General features: G+C 61.0%; 21 protein-coding genes and 4 pseudogenes. 12 read left to right on the top strand and 13 right to left on the bottom strand.

The window, feature by feature from the left end; all coding sequences use genetic code 11:
- Positions 1 to 19 precede the first annotated feature (19 nt).
- A complete protein-coding gene (locus C4900_RS07015) occupies positions 20 to 316 on the bottom strand; it encodes a transposase (RefSeq protein ID WP_114282767.1) in 297 nt (98 codons plus the stop codon).
- Positions 317 to 519: 203 nt separating this feature from the next.
- Here C4900_RS07015 and tnpB point away from each other — a divergent pair, with 203 nt between their 5' ends.
- The 7 genes and pseudogenes from tnpB to ltrA all read left to right on the top strand — a co-directional run bounded on the left by tnpB (position 520) and on the right by ltrA (position 7,999).
- Positions 520 to 876 carry an IS66 family insertion sequence element accessory protein TnpB gene (gene tnpB / locus C4900_RS07010; RefSeq protein ID WP_114282766.1) on the top strand — a complete coding sequence of 119 codons (357 nt, stop codon included), beginning with the start codon at positions 520 to 522 and terminating at the stop codon, positions 874 to 876.
- A gap of 56 nt (positions 877 to 932) precedes the next feature.
- Positions 933 to 2,354 (top strand): IS66 family transposase, encoded by a 1,422-nt coding sequence (tnpC, locus tag C4900_RS07005; RefSeq protein WP_170132449.1) that lies wholly within the window; start codon positions 933 to 935, stop codon positions 2,352 to 2,354.
- Between the two features lie 82 nt (positions 2,355 to 2,436).
- A complete protein-coding gene (locus C4900_RS07000) occupies positions 2,437 to 3,669 on the top strand; it encodes a tyrosine-type recombinase/integrase (RefSeq protein WP_114282488.1) in 1,233 nt (410 codons plus the stop codon).
- Positions 3,666 to 4,616 (top strand): tyrosine-type recombinase/integrase, encoded by a 951-nt coding sequence (locus C4900_RS06995; protein ID WP_114282834.1) that lies wholly within the window; start codon positions 3,666 to 3,668, stop codon positions 4,614 to 4,616. Before C4900_RS07000 ends, C4900_RS06995 begins: the two co-directional genes overlap by 4 nt.
- Complete coding sequence (locus C4900_RS06990) at positions 4,613 to 5,611, top strand: tyrosine-type recombinase/integrase (protein WP_114282489.1); 999 nt, start codon at positions 4,613 to 4,615, stop codon at positions 5,609 to 5,611. Before C4900_RS06995 ends, C4900_RS06990 begins: the two co-directional genes overlap by 4 nt.
- Before the next feature lie 87 nt (positions 5,612 to 5,698).
- Positions 5,699 to 5,965: pseudogene (locus C4900_RS06985) on the top strand (transposase domain-containing protein); the annotation flags it as partial.
- A gap of 603 nt (positions 5,966 to 6,568) precedes the next feature.
- Entirely contained in the window at positions 6,569 to 7,999 is a 1,431-nt protein-coding gene (ltrA, locus tag C4900_RS06980; RefSeq protein WP_211306810.1) for a group II intron reverse transcriptase/maturase, read from the top strand.
- Between the two features lie 354 nt (positions 8,000 to 8,353).
- Here ltrA and C4900_RS06975 read toward each other — a convergent pair whose 3' ends face one another.
- The 6 genes and pseudogenes from C4900_RS06975 to C4900_RS06955 form a co-directional block, all read right to left on the bottom strand.
- Complete coding sequence (locus tag C4900_RS06975; protein WP_233431953.1) at positions 8,354 to 10,000, bottom strand: FtsX-like permease family protein; 1,647 nt, start codon at positions 9,998 to 10,000, stop codon at positions 8,354 to 8,356.
- A 105-nt stretch (positions 10,001 to 10,105) separates the two neighbouring features.
- Positions 10,106 to 10,510, bottom strand: a pseudogene (locus C4900_RS17210) (ABC transporter permease); the annotation flags it as partial.
- A 278-nt stretch (positions 10,511 to 10,788) separates the two neighbouring features.
- On the bottom strand, positions 10,789 to 11,559 hold the full coding sequence (locus C4900_RS06970) for an ABC transporter ATP-binding protein (RefSeq protein WP_065971861.1): 771 nt from the start codon (positions 11,557 to 11,559) through the stop codon (positions 10,789 to 10,791).
- Positions 11,552 to 12,862: a TolC family protein gene (locus C4900_RS06965; protein ID WP_170132447.1), complete on the bottom strand. Its 1,311-nt coding sequence runs from the start codon at positions 12,860 to 12,862 to the stop codon at positions 11,552 to 11,554. The genes C4900_RS06970 and C4900_RS06965 overlap by 8 nt, the downstream gene beginning before the upstream one ends.
- Before the next feature lie 93 nt (positions 12,863 to 12,955).
- Positions 12,956 to 14,218, bottom strand: a complete 1,263-nt coding sequence (locus tag C4900_RS06960; RefSeq protein WP_141689384.1) for an efflux RND transporter periplasmic adaptor subunit — start codon at positions 14,216 to 14,218, stop codon at positions 12,956 to 12,958.
- Between the two features lie 253 nt (positions 14,219 to 14,471).
- A pseudogene (locus C4900_RS06955) lies at positions 14,472 to 14,660 on the bottom strand (ISL3 family transposase); the annotation flags it as partial.
- Positions 14,661 to 17,183: 2,523 nt separating this feature from the next.
- On the opposite strand from C4900_RS06955, the gene C4900_RS06935 reads away from it, so the two are divergent.
- The 3 genes and pseudogenes from C4900_RS06935 to C4900_RS06925 all read left to right on the top strand — a co-directional run.
- Positions 17,184 to 17,759 carry a 2-oxoacid:acceptor oxidoreductase family protein gene (locus C4900_RS06935; RefSeq protein ID WP_065971370.1) on the top strand — a complete coding sequence of 192 codons (576 nt, stop codon included), beginning with the start codon at positions 17,184 to 17,186 and terminating at the stop codon, positions 17,757 to 17,759.
- Positions 17,760 to 17,804: 45 nt separating this feature from the next.
- Entirely contained in the window at positions 17,805 to 18,947 is a 1,143-nt protein-coding gene (gene porA / locus C4900_RS06930; RefSeq protein ID WP_211306809.1) for a hypothetical protein, read from the top strand.
- Positions 18,928 to 19,149: pseudogene (locus tag C4900_RS06925) on the top strand (pyruvate ferredoxin oxidoreductase); the annotation flags it as partial. The gene porA and the pseudogene C4900_RS06925, both read left to right, overlap by 20 nt.
- A gap of 4 nt (positions 19,150 to 19,153) precedes the next feature.
- Here the strand turns inward: C4900_RS06925 and C4900_RS06920 are convergent.
- Both C4900_RS06920 and C4900_RS06915 read right to left on the bottom strand, forming a co-directional pair.
- Positions 19,154 to 20,047: an IS3 family transposase gene (locus C4900_RS06920; RefSeq protein ID WP_114282231.1), complete on the bottom strand. Its 894-nt coding sequence runs from the start codon at positions 20,045 to 20,047 to the stop codon at positions 19,154 to 19,156.
- Positions 20,044 to 20,340 (bottom strand): transposase, encoded by a 297-nt coding sequence (locus C4900_RS06915; RefSeq protein ID WP_114282232.1) that lies wholly within the window; start codon positions 20,338 to 20,340, stop codon positions 20,044 to 20,046. Before C4900_RS06915 ends, C4900_RS06920 begins: the two co-directional genes overlap by 4 nt.
- A 75-nt stretch (positions 20,341 to 20,415) precedes the next feature.
- Between C4900_RS06915 and C4900_RS06910 the strand changes: the two genes are divergently transcribed.
- Together C4900_RS06910 and C4900_RS06905 are read left to right on the top strand one after the other, a co-directional pair.
- Complete coding sequence (locus tag C4900_RS06910) at positions 20,416 to 20,637, top strand: hypothetical protein (protein WP_147267149.1); 222 nt, start codon at positions 20,416 to 20,418, stop codon at positions 20,635 to 20,637.
- An 11-nt stretch (positions 20,638 to 20,648) separates the two neighbouring features.
- Entirely contained in the window at positions 20,649 to 22,343 is a 1,695-nt protein-coding gene (locus C4900_RS06905) for an FAD-dependent oxidoreductase (RefSeq protein ID WP_114282750.1), read from the top strand.
- Between the two features lie 686 nt (positions 22,344 to 23,029).
- Here the strand turns inward: C4900_RS06905 and C4900_RS17205 are convergent.
- From C4900_RS17205 to C4900_RS06895, 4 genes are all read right to left on the bottom strand, one after another.
- Complete coding sequence (locus tag C4900_RS17205; protein WP_411675224.1) at positions 23,030 to 23,173, bottom strand: hypothetical protein; 144 nt, start codon at positions 23,171 to 23,173, stop codon at positions 23,030 to 23,032.
- Between the two features lie 134 nt (positions 23,174 to 23,307).
- The gene (locus tag C4900_RS17200; protein WP_211306807.1) at positions 23,308 to 23,418 is read right to left on the bottom strand and encodes an NAD-binding protein; all 111 of its coding nucleotides are present in this window, start codon (positions 23,416 to 23,418) and stop codon (positions 23,308 to 23,310) included.
- A 252-nt stretch (positions 23,419 to 23,670) separates the two neighbouring features.
- On the bottom strand, positions 23,671 to 23,850 hold the full coding sequence (locus C4900_RS16220; RefSeq protein WP_211306806.1) for a hypothetical protein: 180 nt from the start codon (positions 23,848 to 23,850) through the stop codon (positions 23,671 to 23,673).
- Between the two features lie 153 nt (positions 23,851 to 24,003).
- Entirely contained in the window at positions 24,004 to 24,930 is a 927-nt protein-coding gene (locus C4900_RS06895) for a bifunctional enoyl-CoA hydratase/phosphate acetyltransferase (protein ID WP_114282748.1), read from the bottom strand.
- Positions 24,931 to 25,173 lie beyond the last annotated feature (243 nt).

Below are 25,173 nucleotides of genomic sequence, written 5' to 3'. Positions count from 1 at the left end.
GAGGCGATATAGGCGTACTTCACTTGGACTCCTTCGCAAAGTACGCTGCGGCTTTTTTTATGAAATCGCGCTCCATGCGCAGCTGAGCATTCTCGGCTCGAAGCCGTGCATTCTCGGCTTCCACATCGCTCACAGGACGGCGCTTCCCGTCCTTGGCGAACCCTGCTCCATCACGCGAAATGCGGATCCAATTAGCCAGCGTCTTGACCGAAATACCGAGCTTGCGGGCAGCCTTTGCCGCTCCGAGGCTCTTTGCCAATGACACTGCCTGCGCCTTGTAATCGGCGGTATATTGAGCACGAACCTGACGTTCCATAGTGACCTCCAAGTGGTTGGTTTAATCCATCCATTAGAGGTCCGTCAACGGGGGACCACTTCAGTCGGCCCCAAGCCAGGTGGCCCCCACTGCGTGGGCGATACGGTCACGCTCACTATCGGCAAGGCCTCGCTGGCGTTGTCGTCTGCCGTGCCCCCGGCGTGGGTGGCCGCCCTCCTTATGGCCCTTAAGGCCTGATCCCCATGCGCATGTTCATAGACCCCTTGGCCGTGTATCTGCACCGTGATCCCATCGACTTCCGGGTGGGGATCGATGGGCTCGCCGCCCGTGTGGAGCAAGAGATGGCCTTGTCCCCCTTAACGGGCGCGCTCTTTATCTTCACGAACCGCAGGCGCGACCGCGTGAAGATCCTCTATTGGGATCAGACCGGCTTTGCGCTGTGGTTAAAGCGCCTGGAGGCGGCGCGCTTTGCCTGGCCGCGCAAGGTCTCGGAGGCGGTCCTGACACTCTCGGAAGACCAGCTCCAGTGGCTGCTCGCAGGCTATGACATCACCCTCATGAAGCCGCATCCGTCCTTGGTGTATCAGCGGGTTTCCTAGCAAAAATTGTGGCCATGGGGGTGCAATATCGATTCGACTGTCGTATAATCGTGGCTATGACGGACGGCATACGGGACACGGCGCTACCCAACGACATCGAGGCCCTGAAGGTCTTGATCGCCGTGCGCGATGCCACGATCGAGCGCTTGACCCGCCATGCCGAACTCCTGCAGGAACAACTGAACCTCGCGATCGCCCGGCGCTATAGCGCACGCAGCGAGAAGGGTCCAAGCCCGCAGATGGGGCTCTTTGACGAGGCCGAGGTCGAGGCTGAGCGGGAGGCCCTCGCCGCTGAGGAGGTCCCGGAAGTCGAGAGCGTGGTGGCCGGCCACATCCGCAAGGCCCGCGGGTACCGCAAGCCCTTGCCGGCCGCTCTCCCCCGGGTGGACATCATCCATGAGCTCCCCGAAGAGGCGCGCCTAACCCCCGATGGGCAGCCGCTGGTGGTGATCGGCGAAGAGGTGAGCGAACAGCTCGACATCGTCCCGGCCACCATACGGGTATTGCGCCATGTGCGCCTGAAGTATGGGGTCCGGAAGGACGACGCGTCGGGGGTGAAGATCGCCCCGCTGCCCCCGCAACCCCTCCCAAAGACCCTGGCAAGCCCCGGCCTGCTCGCCCATATCGTGGTCTCGAAGTACCAGGATGCCTTGCCCCTCTACCGCCAGGAGCAGATCCTGACGCGCATCGGGGTGGATCTCCCGCGGGCCACTATGGCGCGCTGGATGGTGGCCTTGGGCACCGAGACCGCGCAACCGCTTGTGAATCTCCTGCGCGATCAACTGCTGGCCTACGGGTATATCAGCATGGACGAGACCCCCACCCAGGTCCTGAAGGAGCCGGGCAAGGCCGCCACATCACAGTCCTATCTGTGGGTGCAGCGGGGCGGACCGCCCGAGGCCCCCATCATCCTCTTTGACTACGACCCGAGCCGTTCCCAGGAGGTGCCCTTGCGCCTGCTCGCAGGCTTCACGGGTATCCTGCAGACCGATGGCTATGCCGGTTATTGTGCCGCGGTCCGTGCCCAGGGGCTCATCCACGCAGGATGCCTCGCCCATGCGCGACGCCGCTTTGATGAGGTCATCAAATCGCAAGGCAAGCACAGAAAGAAAGGCCTGGCCGAGGAGGCGCTCGCCCAGATCCAGAAGCTCTATGCCGTGGAGAAGGCGGCGCGCCCCCTAAGCCCCGAAGACCGGCAGCAGTACCGCGCCCAGCATGCCAAGCCCCTGTGGGACACCCTCCGTACCTGGCTTGATATCCACCGCCCCGGCGTCCCGCCGCAAAGCGCCTTGGGCCGGGCTTTGGCGTATCTTGCGAACGAATGGGACAAGCTCGTCGTGTATCTCACCGATGGGCGTATCCCGATCGATAACAACGCGACTAATGCCGTTAACGGCATTAGTCGCGTTATTCCGCGTCACGGATTATTCCGCCTCGCCCGCATGGAGAGAGATTTTGGGCTTGTTGTCAGGCATTAGCAGACCAGCCCCCTGTTCGTGACGCGGCATAATCCACGTGGTCTCCTGAGTTCGGCAATGGTGCCAAACCAGGAGAAGCCACATGGAGACAGATGGTTCGCAAAGAGGTGAGCGCCCCGGACCCCTTGAGGCATACGTCGACGCGTTTCTGGACGACCAACGGATCGCCGGGTACTCCCCGAACACCCTGGCCGAGCGCAGGGCGGTGACCATCGCCTTCGCGCGGTGGGCCAAGCGGCACGCCATCGCCGAGGGGTCCCTCGGGGAGGAGCACGTCCAGTCCTTCATCAGGCGCCGGCCGCCGCAATGTTCGGCCACCGAGAGCGAGCGGGCCACGGTACGACGTTTTCTGGCCTATCTGCGCGCGTGCGGCGTCATGCCGTCTGCACCCTCCCAGCCGGACACGCCTGCCGAGGCACTGGTGGCGCGCTACATCACTTTCCTCCGCAAGGATCGGGGACTCGCCGAGCGTTCGATCCTGGTCTATGCGCCCTGCGCCCGGGCGTTTCTGGCCACCCGGCAGGCGCAGGCGGGGCGGCTTGCGCTCGATCAGTTGGATGCCAAGACGATTCACGCCTTCCTGCTCGGCCGGATCAGGAATCACGCCTCGGAGTCGTCGCGGTTGGTGACCGTGGCGCTGCGCTCGCTGCTGCGCTTCCTCTTCCTGCGCGGCGAAACCCCGAGGGACCTCTCGGCGGCGGTCCCGACGATGCGTACGTACCGTGAGGCGGGCGTGCCGGCGCTGTTGACGCCCGAGGAGGTCGAGGAGGCGCTGGCGAGTCCGGATCGATCGACCTCCAAGGGCCGGCGCGACTACGCCATCCTTCTGCTGCTCGCGCGCCTCGGGCTGCGCGCCTCCGAGGTGGTCTTGCTTACGCTCGAGGATGTTCATTGGCGCACCGGCGAGCTGGTTGTGCGCGGGAAGGGGTCCCGGATGGAGTCCCTGCCGCTTCCCGCCGATGTGGGTCGGGCGCTGGCTGAGTATCTGCGCCGCGACCGGGGCACCACCACCTCCCGCCGCGTGTTCCTGCGTGCGATCCCGCCGCGCATCGCACTCACGGGCCCGTGTGCCATTGACCACATCGTGCGGCTGGCCCTCGCCCGTGCCGGCATCCCGCCGCAGCCACAGCACGTCGCGCACCTGTTTCGGCACAGTCTGGCGACCCGGATGATCCGCCAGGGCGCCTCCCTCGCGGAGATCGCCGAAGTGCTGCGGCACCATACGCAAGCGAGCACCCGGATCTACGCGAAGGTCTCGCTGGAGGCGTTGCGGGGCGTGGCGCTCCCGTGGCCGCTGACCGGAGGTGCGCCATGAGCGCGCTTGGGGAGGCCCTGACCCAATACATCACGGTGCGCCGCGCCCTCGGGACGCGGCTGGCGGAGCCGGCTAACACACTCCGGCAGTTCGTCACATTTCTCGAACAGGAGGGCTCCGCGCACATCACCACGGCGTTGGCGCTGCGCTGGGCGACCGCCCGTCCCGGCGTGCAGAAGGCTACCTGGGGCCGGAGGCTCTCGATGGTGCGGAAGTTCGCGGCCTGGTGGAGTGCCTTCGATCCGCAGACCGAAGTGCCCCCTCGGCATCTGGTGTCCTCACGGCACCGCCGCCCCCGCCCCCATATCTACACGGAGGCGCAGACGCAAGCCCTGATGGCCGCGGCGGCGCAATGCCGATCACCCACCGGCCTGCGTGCACTGACGTATACGACGCTCATCGGGCTACTCGCCGCCACCGGTCTGCGTCCGGGCGAGGCGCTCGCGCTGGATCGCAGTGACGTGGATCTCCAGAACGGGATCCTCTTCATCCGCGAGACCAAGTTCGGCAAGTCCCGCCTCGTGCCCATCGCCGCCACTACGCGCCTCGCGCTCGCGCACTATGCCGCGCGACGCGACGCGTTGTGTCCGCATCCGCAGACCCCGGCGTTCCTGCTCTCCGAGCGGGGGCGGCGCCTCGCCGGCTCCAGCGTCCGGCGGATGTTCGTCAGACTCTCCCGCGCCGTCGGCCTGCGCCCTGCAAACGGTTCGCCCCGCGCTGGCCGCGGGCCGCGGCTGCAGGACTTTCGCCACTCGTTCGTCACCGGCCGGCTGGTGGCATGGTACCGCGCCGGGGCGGATGTCACGCGCGAGCTGCCGAAGCTTGCGACGTATGTCGGCCACACCGAAGTTGGCCTCACCTACTGGTACATCGAGGCCGTGCCGGAACTGCTGATGTTGGCCACCGAACGCCAAAGCGGGCGTGCGGATACGGGAGGTGCACGATGAGCCCGACGACATTCCCGGCCTTGCTGCAGCAATTCTTCACCGAGCGGTTGCTTGGGAGCCAGGGTGCGAGTCCGCACACCGTGGGAGGCTACCGCGACACCTTCCGCCTGCTGTTGCGCTTTGCCGCGGCACACCTGCACTGCACCCCGTCGGCGCTGCGCCTCGAGCAGCTCGATGCCCCGCTCCTGGAGGCGTTCCTCGAGTATCTGGAGCGTGAGCGGGGCAATGGGGCGCGCACCCGCAATCAGCGGCTCGCGGCCCTTCACGGCTTCTTTCGCTACGTGGCGCTGGCCGAACCGGCGCGCAGTTTGCAGTGTCAGCGCATCCTCGCGATTCCGCCCAAGCGCTTCGAGCGCGGGCCGGTGGCGTTTCTCACCCCGGAGGAGGCGCAGGCGCTCATCGCCGCCCCGGATGCCGGGACCTGGATCGGCCGGCGGGATCGCACCCTCTTGGCACTGGCCCTCCAGACCGGCCTGCGCAGCAGTGAGATCCGGCAGCTTTGCTGCCGGGACGTCGCGATCGGCACAGGACCCCATGTACGCTGTCTCGGCAAAGGACGCAAGACGCGCTGCACCCCGTTGCGCCCCGAAGTGGCGGCCCTCCTCAAGGCATGGCTATGCGAACGCCGAGGGGATCCTGCGGATCCGGTCTTTCCGAGCGCCCGGGGTGGCGGCGCCTTGAGCGCAGATGCCCTGGCAGGCATCGTGGCGCGGCACACGGCGACCGCCGGCCGAGCCTGCCCCTCGTTAAAGACCAAGCGCGTCACCCCGCACACGCTGCGACACGCCGCGGCCATGGCCCTGCTGCAAAGCGGCGTCGATATCACGGTCATCGCCCTGTGGCTCGGACACGAATCGACGCAGTCCACGGAGATTTATCTGCATGCCGACATGCGCCTGAAGGAGCAGGCGCTGGCGCATGCGACCTCCGCGGGCATTGCGCCCCGCCGCTTCCACGCCCCCGATCGGCTGCTTACGTTCCTCGAGGGCCTGTAATTATGCCGCGACCGGGCGTGCCATTGATCCGCGATCCGCCGCGAAATCGCAGCGCTGCACCGTGACGCGGAATAATCCGTGACGCGGAATAACGCGACCGAGAATGCCTTGCGACCCTTCTGCGTTGGTCGAAAGAATTGGGTCTTCCATGACACCGTGGCGGGCGCGAAGGCCTCCGCCAACCTCTATGGCCTCATCGAGACCGCCAAGGCCTGCGGCCTCGAGCCCTATCATTACCTGCGCCGGATCTTCACTGATCTCCCCAAGGCTTGCACCGTCGAAGACTTCGAGGCGCTGCTGCCCATGAATCTTACCTCCGACCCGACGTTGCCCCGCTTCACGCCCCGGCGCTGACCCCATCACCCCGCCCCGGCGCCCCCACCCCGGGCGCCGGGGCCAGACCATCCCGCATCCTGGCTGTTAAAGAACTGTTGCCTACTACCCCGGTTGCCCGATCCACACGACCGACCTATCCATGGCCCACACGATATCAGCGTGACGCCAGGCGTGGGAGGGTGGGGTTAATGGAGCGCATAGTACGCCAGGCCAAGCTGGCACTGAATAGCGGGTGCAAGTCCCGCACGGAGCAAGGGTGAGCCGCCCACTCCGGCCCCAAGCTATGCGCGGCCCTGGGTAACCAGGGACGTGAAGTGTTAGTCGGGGAGTCCGTAGGCGAGGTATTGAGCCACGAAATACATCAATTCGGGGTGCCGACGCTGTTATGCGAAGCGGAAGGCTACGGTGGGACCCAGCGACAAGGCAAGTCGGGTCCCACACCCCGCGGGGTCGGAGACCCTCAGCATGCGGAGACGTTCAGTGTACGGAACCTGGGAGGCCCCCGTCGGCCTCTGGGCGAAGAGTTTGTGGTCGCGCACAGAGCGACACGGGAACCCCGGTGGGGATACGCCGTGTCGGACGGTGGGGGAGTCGGACAAGGTCGTAGTACCGAGGAAACCTATGAACAAGACAGCGAAACCTGAGGCGGAATGGGTGGAGGGAAGGACCTTGACCAAGAGGAACAGCCAACACGATGCCGGTGCCCGGGCTCAGAACCGGAGTAGCACTACGTCACGTCTGCTGGCTGTGCGCAAGGCAGCAAAAAGAGATAAGGCCCGACAGTTCACGAGCCTCATGCACCACCTGACCGTCGACCTATTGGAGCAGAGCTTTCGGGTCCTGTCCCACCAAGCGGCGGCCGGGGCGGATGGGGTCACGTGGACGGAGTACGAAACACAGATAAGAGTCAACCTGGAACGGCTTCACCACAGGGTGCAAGACGGGACCTACCGCCCGCAACCGGCGCGGCGGGTCCTGATCCCCAAGGAAGACGGCAGCGAGCGACCGTTGAACATCCTCTGCCTGGAAGACAAGATCGTCCAGCAGGCGGTGGTGACGGTTCTCAATGCCATCTATGAAACCGACTTCCTGGGGTTCTCTTATGGGTTTCGTCCCGGTCGGGGCCCGCACGACGCGCTCGATGCCCTGATCGTAGGGATCGAACGTAAGCCGGTGAACTGGATATTGGACATGGACATTCGAAAATTCTTTGACACTGTCAAACACGGATGGCTGCTCCGATTCCTGCAACACCGTATCCAAGATCGGCGTCTCTTGCGCCTTCTGCGCCAATGGTTGAAGGCCGGCGTGTTGGATGAACATGGCCACCGAGTCTTGGGCACGATCGGCACCCCGCAAGGGGCGGTCGTCTCGCCTCTCATGGCTAATGTTTATCTGCACTACGTCTTTGATCTCTGGGTGCAGCAATGGCGCAAGCGCCACGCCCGGGGAATACTCGTGGTGGTACGGTATGCCGATGACGTCGTCGTGGGGTTCCAAAACCCAGACGATGCCAGTCGCTTCCGCCGCGAGATTGAAGTCCGTCTTCAGGAATTCGGTCTCGCGCTCCATCCCGACAAGACCCGGCTGATCCGTTTCGGTCGGTTCGCCCATGAGCAGAACAGGAAGCGGGGCCTCGGCAAACCCGAGACCTTCAACTTCCTGGGCTTTACGCATATCTGCGGGGTGAGCCGTCAGGGACGGTTCTTGATTCACCGCAAAACGCGGAGAGATCGCCTACAGGCCAAGCTCAAGGCGCTAAGCCAAGAGCTGAAAAAGCGCCTTCACCAACCTGTTCGTACCACGGGCCACTGGCTTCGCAGCGTCGTTCAAGGTCACCTGAATTACTATGGTGTCCCTCTAAACGGCGCCGCCCTAAGCCTGTTCTGCTACGAGGTACGGTCACGGTGGTACCGGGCGCTCTGTCGGCGTAGTCAACGCAAGCGGCTAAATTGGGAACGTTTCGGCAAGGTTGCCGACCATTGGATACCCAAGGCTGCTATCGTGCATCCTTATCCCCACCACCGCTTTGACGCCAAATACTCAAGGTAGGAGCCGGATGCGTTAGCAGCGCCTGTCCGGATCTGTGCGGGGGGTGCCGAGTAATCGGCATCCCTACCGCGACCTGATGACAGAGGCTGCAAGGCGTAGCAGCCGCCAATCACACGCCTCTGTGGAATTCCAAGCGGGTACCGATCATGGAGTGAATCCGGCAGAGAACCTAGTGAGGCGTGGCGGTCGTGGCGAAAGCGAAGCTCTCTTGAGACGGCCTTAGGCGTTTTGGTACGCCAGGCCGAGGTCGCCAGATATTCGGCCTCCTTCGTCAGGCCGGCCATACGACGCAGGGCAAGGAAGACCTCGTGCTGAGGTTCTTACACGAGTGCACGGCTGTGGACATTCTTCAAGCTAACGGCACATATAGGTGCCGTTTCCGTTAACGGCCCCTTTTCTGAGTGCTCTCATGACATTTGTGGCGGGCCACCCGATCGCTAAACTGCTTGCGAGACCCACCACAATAGCGCTCACTGGGGCAATCCATAGAGCATAAGAAAACGCCTTGTAAAATATGCCCCCTAAGAGGCGTCCCACGAGAAGGCCTGCACCCAATCCAAGGATGCACCCCGGAATAACCTGCCATAACACGGCACGCAAAGCCAGGCGCCGAAAATCTCGAGAGGACGCGCCGAGCACAGCGCGAATATGATACTCGCTCATTTTCCACCGGCGTATATGGTTTTGCACCGCATAAACTCCGAGCAACGTGATCGCAATCCCTCCTATCGCAAGCACGACAAGGACTTGCGCCACATCCGATGAATACCGCGCACTTTTGCGGATGAGACTTCCATATCGTTGCATGTGAAGCACCACCGCACCCGGTATGGCGTCTTCAATCTGATCCCTCACGGCTTTTTGGTAGACGGCCGACGCATTTCTCAAAGACACGATAACATTCCCAGACGACTCCATTCCGACGGAGGCCAGGACGTTTTCCGTTGGCAAGTACGCAGTGCCCCATGTGTGGCTCCAGGGTTGTAATTGCCAAGACACCGGCACTACTATGCCGGCCACCTGCACGGTTTCCACCCCTACTCGCAGGGTCCGGCTCAAACAGGGCCCATTGCCGAAAAACGCGTGACAGGCCTCATTCCCTAGGATTACAGCGGCCGAGGATTGCGACACATTCGTTGGGCCGAAGCTCTGGCCAGACATGAAAGGAATTCCCAAAACTCGAAAAAAATCCCGACTCACCCAATCGATATTGAGGTACCCCACCTGACCATTTCCGCGGAAGTCCCCGCCAATTCGATCCTGCGACCAGGGAACGGTAACCGCAAACGCCGCACCGGATACATACGGTTCCTGTTCCAAATGATGAACGATGTGATACCACGCCTCTTGCACTCGAACAGTTCTGGGAAGAAGAACACGCGCCACCACACGACCACGCGGATCGAAGCCCAAGGGCCGATGCAGTGCAGCAAAGAGACTCGTGGCCGACACAAGTCCACCTGTGAGGAGTCCCACCGCCAGAGCTATCTGGGAAACGCTCAAGCTCTGTAGAAAACGTCGCGTTTGACGGCTCATGGTGCGCCCCCGTCCTTCTCCCAGGACACCCCAAAGTACCGTGGCTTTCATCTGCCACAGAGGGACAATGACCGTTATGAAAAGGCCTACGGCGGTTAGCACCAACATCTCGAGCACAACAACGTCATTCAGGCCAATAGGCAGGAACCTATTCAGACCACCCGACAATATCCCTTCGGAGAACCAGCGGATTTCCAGGATGGCCACCGGCACCGCCGCACCCCAGCTGAGCAAAGCCAGCGGTACCTGTTGCGCAAGAAGGCCTGCGGACAAACGCCATCGCGTAGCCCCGAGCACCCTACGCACGGCCGTCTCATGAAGCTCTGCGCGTCCACGTACGAGCGCGTGATGAGTCAAATTGACCACCGCCAGTACCCACACAAAAAGACCTGCCACCAAAAATATCCAGCGGAGAGATGCGACGCCTTGGAGATGTAGCATTGCATCGTGCATCGGGACGGCCATAAGCCTAAAGCCTTGGGACTGACGCCGAAATCGGACTGGTACCGTTGCCATCATAGCCGAAGCGATACGGCCCAGTCGAAGGTTGAAGTGATGCAATGACACAGACGGCCTCAATCTCACAAAGAGATAATCATTGAGATTATGCCGTTGAAAGGGCGGCAATGGCCGCACGAGCGGAACATAAATGGCGGCCGGCGCAAAGGGTAGCGTACGGTGAGGCGGTAAGACACCAACAACTTGGTACCGATGGTGGGGCAGCGCGAGTTCTGCGCCCAAAGCGCTTTTCCGCCCGCCAAAGGCGCGCTCCCAAAACTCATGGCTAATCAAGGCCTGCCGAGGACCGCCAGCGTGTCCTGCGGATCGAGCAGGCCACCGGCCCAAGGCAGGTGGTATACCAAGCGTCGAAAACACCGAAGGCGTAACCTTCCGCACGATCGCCGACACTGAACCGCCCGCCACACGCAGCAGGACGCGATTCGTATCGAGCGATACGAGTCCGCTGTTTTCCATCTCATGCCTTGCCCCTTCCTTGATCTTGTGCCATGTATTTGGGCTCGCATCGTAGCCCCACAAACCGGCAGCCGGTACGAGCGTCCGTACCCAAACCAGGCGGGAAGGCCCGGGGAATGGCAGTGGCCGCCATGAAAAGGCGTAAAAGACAGCCAAGGTGAGTCCATTCACGGCGGCCGCAGACGCCATGATAAAGAACGCAATGGCCGTATGCCCGGGCTTGCGCGCAATGCCAGCCCCCCAACACCGTATTGCATCGACATAGTCCCCAAGAGGCATTATCGCGGCACGCTCCGCTCTAAACGCCCACCTTGGGCAAGATTACGATCCGCCTGTTCTGGCTTGTCGGTAACCTTGCCGTCCACAAGATGAATGACGCGTTGCGCCCGGGACGCATAGTGCGCATCATGTGTGGCCATCAGGATCGTAGCTCCTCTGTTCCGATGCGCCGTATCCAAAAGGCCCATAACGGCCTCTGCGGACACCGTATCCAGATTTCCGGTGGGTTCGTCGGCTAATATGAGTTGCGGATCTGTAACGAGGGCGCGCGCGATGGCAACCCGCTGAGCCTCACCGCCGGACAGCTGATTGGGATAATGCCGCGCACGATGCGCCATTCCAACCTCTTCAAGCAAGGCCCTCGCCTGCCTTTGCCTCTGCGCGCCTGCGATCCCGCCGCGGTAGACGAGAGGAAGTGCGACGTTGTCTTGGACACTCAGGTCGCCAATCAGGTTAAACGACTGAAATACAAAACCAATATGTGCATTCCGCACCCGGGCCCGGCGATCTTCCGATAGGCCGCGAAGACTTTGCCCTGCCAACAGATACTCTCCACCAGAAGGTTCATCGAGGAGTCCCAGTATTGCCAGCAGAGTCGTTTTTCCGGACCCCGACCGGCCCATGAGCGCCACGTACTCACCGCCCTCCAGGATAAGATCCATGTCATGGAGCGCATAAGTCATCACGGTCTCTGTCCGGTAGATCCGAGACACCTTTCTCAGCTCTATGACCGGGGGCTTCTTCAAGCCATCCCGCGCCGGTTCAGTCATAAACAGATTCGCCCCCCGTTACTTGCAGCATAAGAGACAAGTGATATATAAAGGACGGGGTTATGATCCCTGCGGCGTCTGCGACCTTGGCGTAGTGCATCACGGCCGATGCGATGGCCGAGTTGAGACCGCGCTGAACGGTTGTTGCGGACTGCCGATCCCCGATGGCATTGTTTTCCGATATCAGCCCTGCCCGAACGCCCTCGGATGATGTCGTCACTGCGTGCCGCGCGACCTCCAGAGACTGGCGATACAGCCGGATACGTCGCCGCGCCCATATCACGCTCGCCGCATTCGACGTGATGTCTTTCTCTATTACGCGCCTTTCGGCTGCTAAGGCCGCCAGTGCTTCCCCCTGTCTGGCCTCCGCTGCCGACAGGGCCGCTCGGTCGGATCCGCCGGCGAAGAGGTTCCAGGACAAATGCAAGTCGATCGAATTGCCTAGGTTACGATAAGAATTCGGACTCTCGAAATATTGCGCGGCAATGGAGTAATACGAGGTCCCGGTCTGTATCTCCTGTTGATGTTCCAATTGCAACGTAATGACCGGCAAAAACTTCCCCAGCGAAGCTGATACATTACGTGCGGCGACATAAGATAATGCCCGATAGCTTGCCAGAACCGGATTGTGGCGCCAGGCTAAAGAGAGCCATTGCGTGGTCGAATGCACCACTGGAGGCGTGAACCGCCTCGGCAAGGCTGGCGCCGGGCGCGACGACAGCCGCCCGGTAATGGCCTCCAGTGCGGCCCGCGCCTGCGCCAAACGAGATAGTGCCAGAGACACCTGCGCCCGCACCTCCCCCAACGCAACCAGCGCTTCCTCGCTGCCCAAGATACCCGTCGTACCCGCCCGATACTCGGATTTGACTACATGCGCCTCGTGCGCAAACCCGCGTTGCGCTCTTCGTAACACACTAACGTCTGCCTGGGCTGCTAACCACTGGATGTAATCCGTGATCACGTTCAGGGCCAGACTTTGTCGCGCGGCTTGATACTGCGCGGCTGCCGCCAGGACTTGGTATTGACTCGCTCGGTAGTGTTGCAAGGTACTCCAATTGAATACCATTTGACTCAAAGTCACATTCCAGCTCGCAAGCCTTCCGTTTGCTGTCTCCGCATAGACATACGTTGAACTGCCGCTCCCGGAAAGCTGGGGCGACAGGATGCGACTGCTTGCCGATTGAAGACCGGTATGAACAGACAAACGCGGAAGTAGCGCTCCCAGCGCCATCGGCTCCTGTTGCGACAAAGCCTCGAAGCGCTTTTGATAAACCACATACTCTGGGTCTTGCGCGACCGCCATTTGCCAAGTCTGCCAAAGTGTCTGGGCCCAGATCGGAGGTGATGCGCTCACCAACACGAGAACAAATATGGGCCACCGTCGTTTCATAACGCCTCAGCGTATGCGCATTGGGGTGCGCCAGTGACGTGTTTCGGATACGACAACGCGCTGTCCGGGGGTAAGACCAGACACAATCTGGATAAATTCGGTTGAGGCCACGCCAAACTGAACGGGAGTTCGGATCGCACGCTTGCCACCCGGACTGACCACAAATACGCTTGCCCGTGTCTGTGGCTGCGCGCCGACGGGCCGCTCGACATACACTGCATGGGCGATCGTGGCAACAGTCACCACTCCCGACACAGCCAGATTCGGGCGTGCCCCTGGAGGCAATGGGGTCGTAATGCGCACCGTCACCGGAACAACGCCGCCAACGACGTTTGGTGAAATGCGCGTGATGCGACCTCGTACTATGGACCGACCATTGCCTTCGATAAGGATCTCGACCCCCTGTCCATCTGCCAATTCCCTCGCGCTTTCAGGGCCCACATCCAGCAGCGTCTCAAGGTTCCGCGGGTTCGCAATGCGGGCCACGGCCGTCCCTGCGGCGATAGCCTGCCCAGGATCCACATGAAACGCCTGGACCACACCCGAGATGCCGGCCCGCACGACCAGCGACGCCTCGTCCAACTTTGCCTGCAATAAGGTGGCGCGGGCCGCCGCTACCGCACTGCTTTCCGATTGCCTTTCTGCAACCAAATCGCTCTTAAATGCCACGATGCGTTGCTCAAGCAATCGCGCCTGATCCTTCGTATTTCTGGCCTCCAGCTGATCTGTCTCAAATTGTAGGCGGCTGATGACATGTTCCATGTACAAATGCTTTTCCGCCCGCACCTTCATCATGAGCGCCTGCCCCTTTGCCATCTCGCTACCCAAGCGGCCTTCCAACGCAAGCAGTTCGCCCTTTAGATGAGATGCTTCTGTCGCCGCGCGAGCTTTCGTGCTGGCCAGATTGGCATCCGCTTTAAGAACCGCGATCTTCAGATTCGGATTTCTCAATGTCAGCAATACTGAATCTGGTGTCACTACACTACCGGGATACACGTTTGCATCCAGGATGGTGCCCGCCACCCGCGAAGTCACCCACTGTTCTTTTCGGGGACGCAACTCTCCAGGTGCCCGCACACGGACAACAAAATTCCCGGCCTTAACTGTTCCCAGCAGGATGTCCGCGGCTGATACTGATGGGCCTTGTGGTGTCCATCTCCAGACGACGAATAAGGAGACAACAATCAACCCCACTACGGCCATGACGGCAAGGATGCGCAACCGATGGCGTCGATCAATCTCTCCCGGCGGTATCACAATGTCAGGCACTATGTCTACCAGCCCTAGGTATGCCGTTTTGGCATATTAATCTGCTATATAAGCGCTGCAATTTTTTGGTCCTATAGTACTGGCTTTCCCATAGCCCATGACGCGAACATCCCGACGTCATTTTTCCGGATCACATCACTACTCTTTGCCTACTCTCTTTAACTCTACTGGAAACCGCCTCCGCGGAGAGGCCACATTGGCCACGGCCGGGACATGCGGCAATGGGCATCTCTATAATGGGCTCTGGGGAATTTCATGCGGGTTGACCCGTCATGTGCAGACTGGTCCGCGAGCAATCGCGTTTGCCGGCGATCCGGAAGATGACGGTACGGATCGTGGAGAACTGGCCATAGCCGATGACCTTGTGCTTGGCGACCTGGAAGAGGCCATTCAGGACCGCCAGGAAGCCGTTGGTGGCGCGTGCCTGGGCCCAGACGCAGATGCGCGGAAGGATAACCGTGACCATTTGATTGTTTAGAAAGGAAACAGGCGCTCAATGGCTTCACCTTTATCCTGGCCGTGATTCCCACAATGTCTACTCATGACGCGCGGTCCATCTGGGTCCATGTCTACATGGACAAATAGGCGCTGCACAATAAGTACGCATGAAACATGCCAGCGAAGTGAGGTGTTATATCCCATTGAATCGCCGTGTCATTTTGTCTTTTCTTATTGTCTGGCATCCCCTTGCCTGCTCTTTTGTGGTGCAGTAGGCGATCCGGGCGGCGTCATTTTGTGCGATCTGTTTTGGTCGTGGCCCTAAAGAGCGGCGCTGTAGGGTGCGCATGATTGGAGTCTAGTTGCGTCGTATGGCGGATACGTGACACGTCACGTTGGGGCGGCACGGCCGTCGGCCGTGGCCGCCACCCACCGCCTGTCTTTCCGGTTGACCGGGAGAATGGCGGCGCCGGCCCGGCGGCGCCTCTGGGTCATGTCCTGGGCGCCATGCCTTTGGCGCTGTACGATCCGCCAGGGCCTGTAGGTCGAAACCGAGGACGATGGCTCCGCGCCACCAGCGTCCCAAGCTGCCGGCGGCTCATCGCGCCCGTCACCCGGCATGGTGGGATCCTGCGACCTGCCGCGGTTCCCTGAGAGGGATCTGACCGTTCTTGTCAATGACGGCTTTCGCTATCGGGTTCGTGCCCTTCCCACCCGCAGGCAGGACATGGTTTTTGCCCCCGCTAACGTCCACGGCGTACTCCAACCGATGAGGAACGCAGCGAATGGACGAGACCATGAAGACGGAACCCGGGCCGGATGGCGGCGAGACCCTGGAGCACACACAAGCCCTATTCCAATGCCGGCGGGAGCGTCGCCCACAGGGCGCGCGGATCCCCAAGGCCTTAGGGGCCGCAGCCGTGAGCATGGCTAGGCGCTACGGGGTGGCGCGACGATGGAGTGCCTGCGCGGCGTGGATGGTCAGCAGCTCCTACAACACATCGCGGACGCAGGGGGCGCCGCTCCCGCCGGGCCGCGCCCCGTCGCGTTTGTCGCGTGGCCGGGACTCGCACCATCGGCTGAGGCCGGGATCGCCGAGTGCACAGTCGAGCTGCAGAACGCGCGTGGCCAGACGCTGCGGGTGCGCTTGCAGGGCCCCGGTCTTGACCGTCTGGTGGGCCTGTGCGCGGCCTCCAGGGAGGCGCCATGATCGCCATTACCCCGCACATGCGCGTGCTGGTGGCCATCGAGCCGGTGGACTTTCGGGCCGGTATCGACGGGCTGGCGTAAGGGTGTCGGCCAGTCCTGCACGAGGACCCCTTGCCGGGGACGGTGTTCGTGTTCCGCAGCCGCTCGCACACGGCCATCAAACGCCTGGCCGACGACGGCCAGCGGTTCCGGCTGTCATGAGGCCTTACGTCACGGGCCGACCGAAGCCGGCGGGGTAGCGAGCGCGGCGCTGGCGCACGAGCGGCAGGTCTTGCTGAGCGCGAGGAATCCGGCGCCATCCCAAGCCCCGCCGCCGTGGCGCCCGGTGGGCGAGCGGCGGAGAGAGATCGGCCGAAACCATGCGGGGCAAGGAAGAGATCGGACTTCGGGGGCAGCGGCCGGGGCGTATGTTCCCTGAGCGCCAAGATCCCCCTGGCGCTCTTGTTACGCTACCACGGGCGCGCCCTCCGAACACTGCAATTGCCAGTGGCTGAGAAGCTTCTCGCCACGAAAGATAAGCGCAAAGACGAGATTACCGTCCTGCTCGACAAACGGGCCGCCGTAGCGATCGTGCCTGGTAATACCTCAACCGACGCATCCAATGATCTTGAGCGTGTGATCTTGAACGTGCAAGCGAGATTGCCCGCGACATGGTCACAGGACTCGGCCTGAGCGACAAGCCCGGCGCACTCACCTATGGGCGACGCCAGCAGACATTTTACTTAGGTAAGCGAATACCCAGAGGAACGTCATTGCCGCGAAGACACGGCACGGGAAATTGATGCGACCGTCAAAATGCGGTTCGAGGACGGACACCGCCGGTGTACGCACGATACTCAAAAGAAAACGCACGGCGCTGAATGCGCTTGCCGCCTGCATGAGGAAAAGAGGTCATGGCCGGCGAGGAGGTCCACCGGACCGTGGCCGAGGCGCAGGGCGCCTGACCTTAACGGAATAGGGATGAGATCGCGCTCCCGATGATGGACCGACCGGGCGCCACAAGGCCACGGCGTCGCCACGATAACGGCGGGCTGGTGTGCATGCCGGCGTTCGCGCGATTTCCATCAAGGAGGGATGCAAGCACGCTGTCCGCCGGCCGCGACATATCCCCAATAACTCTCGCATGATGGATATCAACACTAGTGGCGGTTTATCACCGTAGTGTATCTCTGTATTATAGCTTGGCCCGTTCTTTTGGCGATTATTATCGTTGGGTTGGATCATTCGTCTGTGACCGAAACCAGCGGTCGCCATGCACAGAAATCGGCAGTCCTCTCTATCGGAAATGGCGCTTATTGATTGGCCACGGAGGGATAGCATGATTGAGATTCGTATCCATGGACGGGGTGGGCAGGGTAGTGTCGTCGCAGCCTATGGGCTTGCCACTGCCGCCATTGCCCAAGGGTGGTTTGCGCAGGCCTTTCCGAGCTTCGGCGCGGAACGCCGAGGGGCCCCTGTGGCGGCATTCGTACGCATTGCCGAAACACCGATTCGTCGCCGTTGCGAGGTAAACCAACCCGTCTTTGTCATCATCCAGGACGAAACCCTGGCCGCACTACCGGAGAGCCTGGCGGGTCTTGCCCCCGAAGGCGGGGTAGTGATCAATTCCCAGCGGGATTCGCGGGCATTGTCGGACGCCTTTGGGCGAACGACTTATGCGCTACCCGCCACGCGCCTCTCACTTGAGATCCTCGGTCGTCCCATGCCCAATACCGCCCTGTTAGCGGCCTTCCTTGCGCTGACAGAGCTGCTACCAGTTGCGAGCCTCAAGAACGCGCTGGTAATACGCTTCGCCGGTGAGGTGTTGGCACGCAATCTCCGCCTGATCGATCAAGTGGCCGCCGCCACGCCGAGCGGCATCTGGAAAGGGCGTACCCATGTCACAAGCGCTTGAGGGCCCCAGGCCATTGCTCATGCCGTGGCCCTATGTCGGCCTCAGATGGTGGCCGCCTATCCCATCACGCCGCAGACCCACATTGTGGAGCGCATTGCCACGCTTGTGGCAGACGGCAAGCTTCATTGTGAATTAGTGAGCGTGGAAAGCGAATTCTCGGCCGCCTCGGTAGTACTGGGCGCGGCCTGCGCAGGCTCCCGCGCCTACACTGCCAGCGCCTCGCAAGGCATTCTGCTGATGAGCGAAGTGCTCTTTAATATCTCCGGGCTGCGCGTACCTTTGGTACTAACGTGCGCGAACCGCGCGGTATCGGCCCCGCTTTCCATTTGGAACGACCAGCAGGATTCGATGGCGGTGCGCGATGCCGGCTGGATCCAGCTCTACTGTGCCGACAACCAGGACGCCGTGGATACGACCATCCAGGCCTTTCGTATCGCCGAATACTGCGAACTGCCGGTTATGGTGTGCGTGGACGGCTTTACTCTCACCCACACCCTGGAATCACTGGAATTGCCGACTCAGGAAGCGGTCGACGGCTTCCTGCCACCCTATCATTTTGCGCGCACCATAAATCCACTAGCCCCGCTTTCCATGGGCACCCTGGTCGCACCGGAGTATTTCACCGAAGCACGCCATATGCACCATACGGCGCTCCTGGGTGCCGAACAGGAAATCGTAGCCGCAGCAAGAGACTGGGCCATGATGTGCGGGCGCGAACAGGCGCCGCTTTTGCGCGTGGACGGGCCGCCACAGGCACGCATCGCTATCCTTACTCTCGGCTCGGTGTTTGGCACGCTCCTGGACGCGCGTGATCAGTTTCCTGGGCCGCCGGTAAAGCTTATGCACTTGCGCTGTTTTCGCCCCTTTCCCGTGGCGGCGCTACGCGCGGCGTGCGCCGGTCTTACCGATCTCATCGTACTCGAGCGCGCCATTGCACCCGGCGCCGACGGTATCGTGGGGGCCGAAATACGCTCCGCCCTCACAGACATGGACAAGCCACCGCGCGTCCACAATTTCGCAGCCGGCCTGGGCGGCCGGGACGTGCCGCTTGCGATCTATCCGCGCCTCCTTGAGGCCATCACCAAACCTCATCCGCGCATGAGCGCAATCGACCTCCGACCTGAGCTGCTGCCGATCCATTCACAAACCGGCCGGGAGACCACCCCTGATGTCACAGACACTGCATGATCTTCGCGGGACCCAGCCACGCTTTCAAGGCCTGGAATCCGGGCATCGTGCCTGCCAAGGTTGCGGGCAGGCGCTCGCGGCACGGCTGACTCTAGAGGCGGCAGGCCCCGATGTGGCCGTCGCCAACGCCACCGGTTGTCTCGAGGTCTTCACCACCGCGTGGCCGGAATCCGCTTGGCGGGTACCTTGGCTGCATGAAGTGGTCCCTACGCAGCGGACCTCATAGACGGGTCTTGATCTGGGTGTTGCATTCTGCGCGCATACTCGTTGGGCGACAAGTATCCGAGTGATGAGTGCAGGCGGACAGGATTGTAGAATCCGTGGATGTATTGCGCGATCGCTCTGTGGGCGTCCTGTTTTGTCGCATACGGCTCGGTCGCTTCTTCGGTCTTCAGTGTTGCGAAGAAGCTCTCCGAGACCGCATTGTCCCAGCAATTTCCCTTGCGACTCATGCTGGCCACCATGCCAAGTGCGCCGAGAGCGTTGCGGAAATCATCGCTGGCGTACTGGCTGCCGCGGTCGGAATGAAACACCGTACCGGATGGCGGTGTCTGGAGATGGCAGGCATTGCGCAGCGCATTGAGCACCAGCTCATCGGGCATGCGATCCGAGAGGCTGTAGCCGAGCACCTGGCGTGTCTGTAAGGCGATAATCACCGCCAGGTACAGCCAGCCCTCACGAGTGGCAACGTACGTGATGTCGCTTGTCCAGGCCGGCACGGCTGTGTCGACGCTAAATCGCCTCTGTAGGACGTTCGGGGCGATGGCGCGCTGATGGGCACTGTCGGTCGTGCGCGGCACGAAGCGCCCTTTACGCACGCCTCGCAAGCCTTCCTCGCGCATCACTCGATGCACACGTTTGGGGTTGATGCGCATGCCCTGTGCGCGCAGGGCATGCGTGAGGCGCCGGCGACCATAGCGGCGCCGGCTTTCCTCGTGGACCTGTATGATCGCTGCACGCAACGGAGCGTCCGCGTCGCTCTGTGGCGCACGTTCTCGGGCCTGCCAGGCGAAGAATCCCGACGTCGATACCTCAAGTACCCGGCACATGAACCCGATCGGGTAGTGAGTCCGCTGCGAGGCGATATAGGCGTACTTCACTTGGACTCCTTCGCAAAGTACGCTGCGGCTTTTTTTATGAAATCGCGCTCCATGCGCAGCTGAGCATTCTCGGCTCGAAGCCGTGCATTCTCAGCTTCCACATCGCTCACAGGACGGCGCTTCCCGTCCTTGGCGAACCCTGCTCCATCACGCGAAATGCGGATCCAATTAGCCAGCGTCTTGACCGAAATACCGAGCTTGCGGGCAGCCTTTGCCGCTCCGAGGCTCTCTGCCAATGACACTGCCTGCGCCTTGTAATCGGCGGTATATTGAGCACGAACCTGACGTTCCATAGTGACCTCCAAGTGGTTGGTTTAATCCATCCATTAGAGGTCCGTCAACGGGGGACCACTTCATTGGTCGAGGTCATGCCGATCCGCGAGATTCACCCGGTGGCGGACTACCTGAAGCTCCAGGGACGCTTTAAGCATCTGTTTGCAGACGACCCCCTCGCCCGTGAAGAACTGGCCCATCTCCAGGCCCTCGCCGATCACAATATCGAGAGCTATGCCCTGAAAGGGGGAGCCCCTGACGCCCTCGACACAGAGGGTGCGGACACCGTGCGCCGCGGTGGCCTTCATTTCGCATAAGGAGATCCCCCATGCCAGTCATGACCCCCGGCGCCTTTGCATACCCCGCCACATCCCATGCCTTCAAAACGGGCAGTTGGCGCACGATGCGGCCCGTTTATTCTCAGCGTTCGGCGCCTTGCCACAACGGCTGTCCAGCGGGAGAAAACCCGTGCGATTATCTCGCCCGGGTGGCAGAAGGGGATCTCAAGGGCGCATGGGGGCTCCTGGTGGCGATAAACCCCCTCCCCTCGATCACCGGGCGGGTATGCGACCACCCCTGCGAAAACGCCTGTAACCGCGGCCACTTCGGCGCCGCCATCGCCATTCACAATTGCGAGCGGCTGCTGGGCGACGAGGCGATCCGCGCCGGCTGGGACTACGCGCTACCGCCGCTCCCCTTCAATGCCCCCAAGGTAGCCGTGGTGGGGGCCGGTCCCGCAGGACTCTCTTGCGCCTACCACCTCCGCAGATTGCATATCTCAGCTACGGTTATTGACCGGCTGCCCGCTGCCGGCGGCACCTTGCGTATGGCCTTGCCGGCTTACCGTCTGCCACGCACGGTACTCGACGCGGAAGTCGAACGACTCCTTGCCGCTGACATCCCCTTCTTACCCAATACGGCTCTGGGCCGCGACCTCTCGCTTGCGGAATTGACCCAGGAGTATGCGGCCGTCTTCCTGGGCCCAGGCCGTCATCGCGCCCGTCCATGGGATGTGGATGGGCGGACCCCCAGCGATCTGCATTCGGCGTTCACGTTATTACAGGACTGGGTGGCCTTCGGTACCGTGCCTAAGTATCGCTCCGCCGCGATCGTGGGCGGCGGAAACAGCGCCATCGACATGGCCCGCGTGCTTGCGCGCGCCGGGACGCAAGTGCACCTCATCACCCACGACGCCCTACCCGGGCCAGGCGTTGCCCGCGAAGTCGCCATGAAGGCCACCCCGCTCGATATCCATCAGGCACAGGAGGAAGGCGTCCTATTCCACACGGAGCATGGCGTCCACCGCCTGATCCTACGCGGTGAAAAAGTGGTTGGGCTAGAGCTCGTCCGTATGAAAAAAGTGGCCAATGCCAACAACCGCTTCGATGTCATCCCATTCGAGGGAACCGAAACGGTGCTCCATGTCGATCAGGTTATTCCCGCCGTTGGCCAAGAGGTCGACCCAGAGGGCATGGAGGCTCTGCTCGGCCACAAACCTTTTTTGTTAGCGGACGAGGCCGGGCGCGTGACAGGACATGCCGACCTATTCGTTGGCGGCGATGCCCGCGAGCACGCCTGGGGCACCATGAGTGGCGCCGTAGGAGACGGCAGACGCGCAGCAGCCGCCATTCATGCCCATTTGCTGGGCCAACCTCGCGATCCGGCGAAGTCGGAATTTCCGACAATCGGCATTGATGGACTTAATCTCCACTATTTCGAACATGCACAACGCCCGCAAGAACCCTTCCTCCCGCCGAAAGATCGCCTAGACAATCGTGAAATCGCTGGTGGCTTGACGATTCATCAGGTCACGGCCGACGCCAACCGTTGCTTCTCATGCGGTACCTGCATGGCCTGCGACAATTGCTGGACGCTGTGCCCGGATCAAGCCATTCTAAAGACCCGCGAGCTGGCCGCCGATGGCTCCCATTACCGCATAGACTATGACTACTGCAAAGGCTGCGGATTGTGCGCCCACGAATGCCCGGTAGGCTACATCACTATGATAGCCGAGCCCTCCTGAAGAATTCGCTCGCTCATACGTGGCACTTTCTCGCCCCGTAACCTCCTAGGGGCCTGGGCACAGACCAGGAAGTGGTGGCGATCACAGCCCGCACACGAAATAGCGCCTGGCCGCCATATTTTTGGTGTTCAGATCTCACATTATCGGCGCATGGGAGCCCGCCACCCCAAGCCCCTTGAATTTGCCGTACTTGCACTTGCGACGCCGACCGCTCTGAATGCGCATGAATACGCCGGCGCAAGGAATCTCCTGTGCCCGCAACTAAGGGATGCAAGGACGGAGTAACGCGTGGCTGGCTGGCTGGCTGTCTACAAAACTGCATCGTCACGATATCTGCCGCAGCGACATGTGCCTGGATCGCAAGCGCTATGGTATTGACAAGCTCACCCGTCGCCGGCCCACCCAGCCCTGCCCCCCATAATCTGAAACGGATCCGCTGCGAATATAACCCGGCAGAATAGCTCCGTTGTGTTTGGCATGGATGCCGGATAGTGTTCTGGCAAATGGGCCTCCCCGTAAATCACTCTCACCCATTCCGCTTCTGCTTCGCACGCTGTAAGACCTGCCACACCAGAAGCCAGACATTCGATTTCGCTCGCGTACACACTCACAGAACCGATGTTATGGCGAGTTTGAGGCAATGCATACAAATTCGTGCTGGCGACACGCCCTTGTGCTGCGGCCTGCTAGGACACCATTGCATGGCTGGGTCGCCGTGTGAAACAATCCGCCGTATACGCACAATCACCGACCGCAAACGCGACCTTATTTTCCCGCGAACGCTGCAACGCATAAACCCATATGATTCCATGATTAATAGTAAGGCCCATGGATTCCGCCAGCGCCACGTTCATCTTCACGCCGATTCCGACAAGTACCCACTAGACCGCCAACGGTGCCTGTCCTGTCATCACTATCGCTTCGACGCGCGAACTGTTCATGGGCGTCTATATCAAAAGCGCCCTCAAGCAAATGCGCGCGCCTCAATAATATGCACACCAATCCCCCCTTTCCTTATTTCATCGGCGAATTCTACCCAGATAAACCCTCCGCCTATCACCGTGAGGCGCTTCATGACTTTTATAACCCCCCTAAACATGTTCTCTCAATAGTCATGATCTTTATGAATGCCCCATACCCCATCTAGATCCATCCCTGGCATCGCTGGCATAAAGTTTTTTCCGCCAATGGCCAGCGCAAGCCGCTCTTACCGTATGCATGTGCCATCTTCGAGCAACGCCTCGCGTTTTATTCTATATACGGATTTCACGAAACCGATGCGCAATTGACCGCCTGCCGCAAGCAACGGCGCGCGTCCCGAAAGATACTAATCGGTCCCTCCAAGCATGCCGAATATATACGGTATGCCGCATTGGGTTAGCGCCTCCGCTTCGGGGCGCACCACCAAAATCTTTTTTCCCGGCCAGAAATCGGCGGCCGTTATTCCGGTCATCATGCCGACAGGCCCCCCACCGATGATAAGTATATCCGTCATGACATGGGTCATAGCCCACCTCCTCAAGCGTTACACATCGTCCCGTTTTGCCCTTTTTTTCGATATGGCCTTGGCGTGACCGCCGCCGAACGAGCAATCGGCCTCTTTTTTGGATCATGGCGTAGCCACGATCGTTGGCGCGTTAACGGTTCCTATGGCTACCGCTCAGGCAGGGGTTCTTTTTGAAAGACGATCGTTCATCACAACGGCCAGGGCTGCCGAGACGAGCCGCGCGCGCGGCGGATCGGATCGGGAAGTAAGAATGATCGGCACCCGGGCGCCTAGCACAAGTCCTGCCAGCGTGGCACCCGCCAGGTATTCCAGATCCTTGGCCAGAATATTTCCGGAAACCAGGTCTGGTACAAGCAAAATATCGGCGTGTCCTGACACACTACTACGAATTCCTTTGACTCGTGCTGATTCCGCCGATATCGCGTTATCGAAAGCCAGCGGTCCATCGACTCGTGCACCGATAATCTGTCCGCGGTCGGCCATTTTCGCCAGGCAGGCCGCGTCTATAGTCGAGGGGATGGCCGGATTTATGACCTCAACTGCCGAAATGCAGGCCACTTGCGGTTCCGTTATATCGAGCAAGTGCGCCAAATCAATGGCGTTTTGTAAAATGGCGGCCTTATCACGCAGATCTGGGCTGATATTCACTGCCGCATCTGTTATAAAAAGCAATTTTTCGTAGGTCTTTAGCTCGGCAATAAACACATGCGATAGCCTGCGGCCGATCCGCAGTTTCGCTAAAATCGAGTGAAGGAAGACATCGCTATGAATGTGGCCTTTAATAACAATCTGCGCGTCCCCTGCGATAGCCATCTCGACGCCTTTCTCGGCAGCTTCCTCAGAGTTGCTGGCAGGTATAATGCGGAACACGTGACGATCACCGCCATCAGAAGGCATCGTTTCCAAAAGCTGCCCGATACGGCCTTTATCGCCGATCAAAATGGGCTCGATAAACCCATGATCATGCGCCTCGCAGGCGGCGCGAAGAACGCATTCTTCGCCCGCATCAACCACCGCCGCTCGCAGGCGAGGCAACGATGCGGCAAGGTCCAGTACTGCCTCGAGGCTCGCAAGCGTCATCGGCGTCTCCTGTTATGGTCTGGACGCAACATATATCGGCTTTGGCGATATATGATAAGTGGCCGTATCCGTATCGTACGGCATAATTTGTAGTGCCTGGCGGCCGACTTTCATGTACGCCCGCCCCTATTTCCAATTGGGCCTAGCGACTGACAATAGCGCCCCCTTCATTACAAATACGTTCGGGATCGCATTTCGCATCCCGATGCGCTTTTCATCTGATCCCGAACACTAACATTGTGC

Origin of the sequence: Acidiferrobacter thiooxydans (assembly GCF_003333315.1) — a bacterium.
GTDB lineage: Bacteria > Pseudomonadota > Gammaproteobacteria > Acidiferrobacterales > Acidiferrobacteraceae > Acidiferrobacter > Acidiferrobacter thiooxydans.
This window is presented reverse-complemented; position numbering and strand designations above follow the sequence as displayed.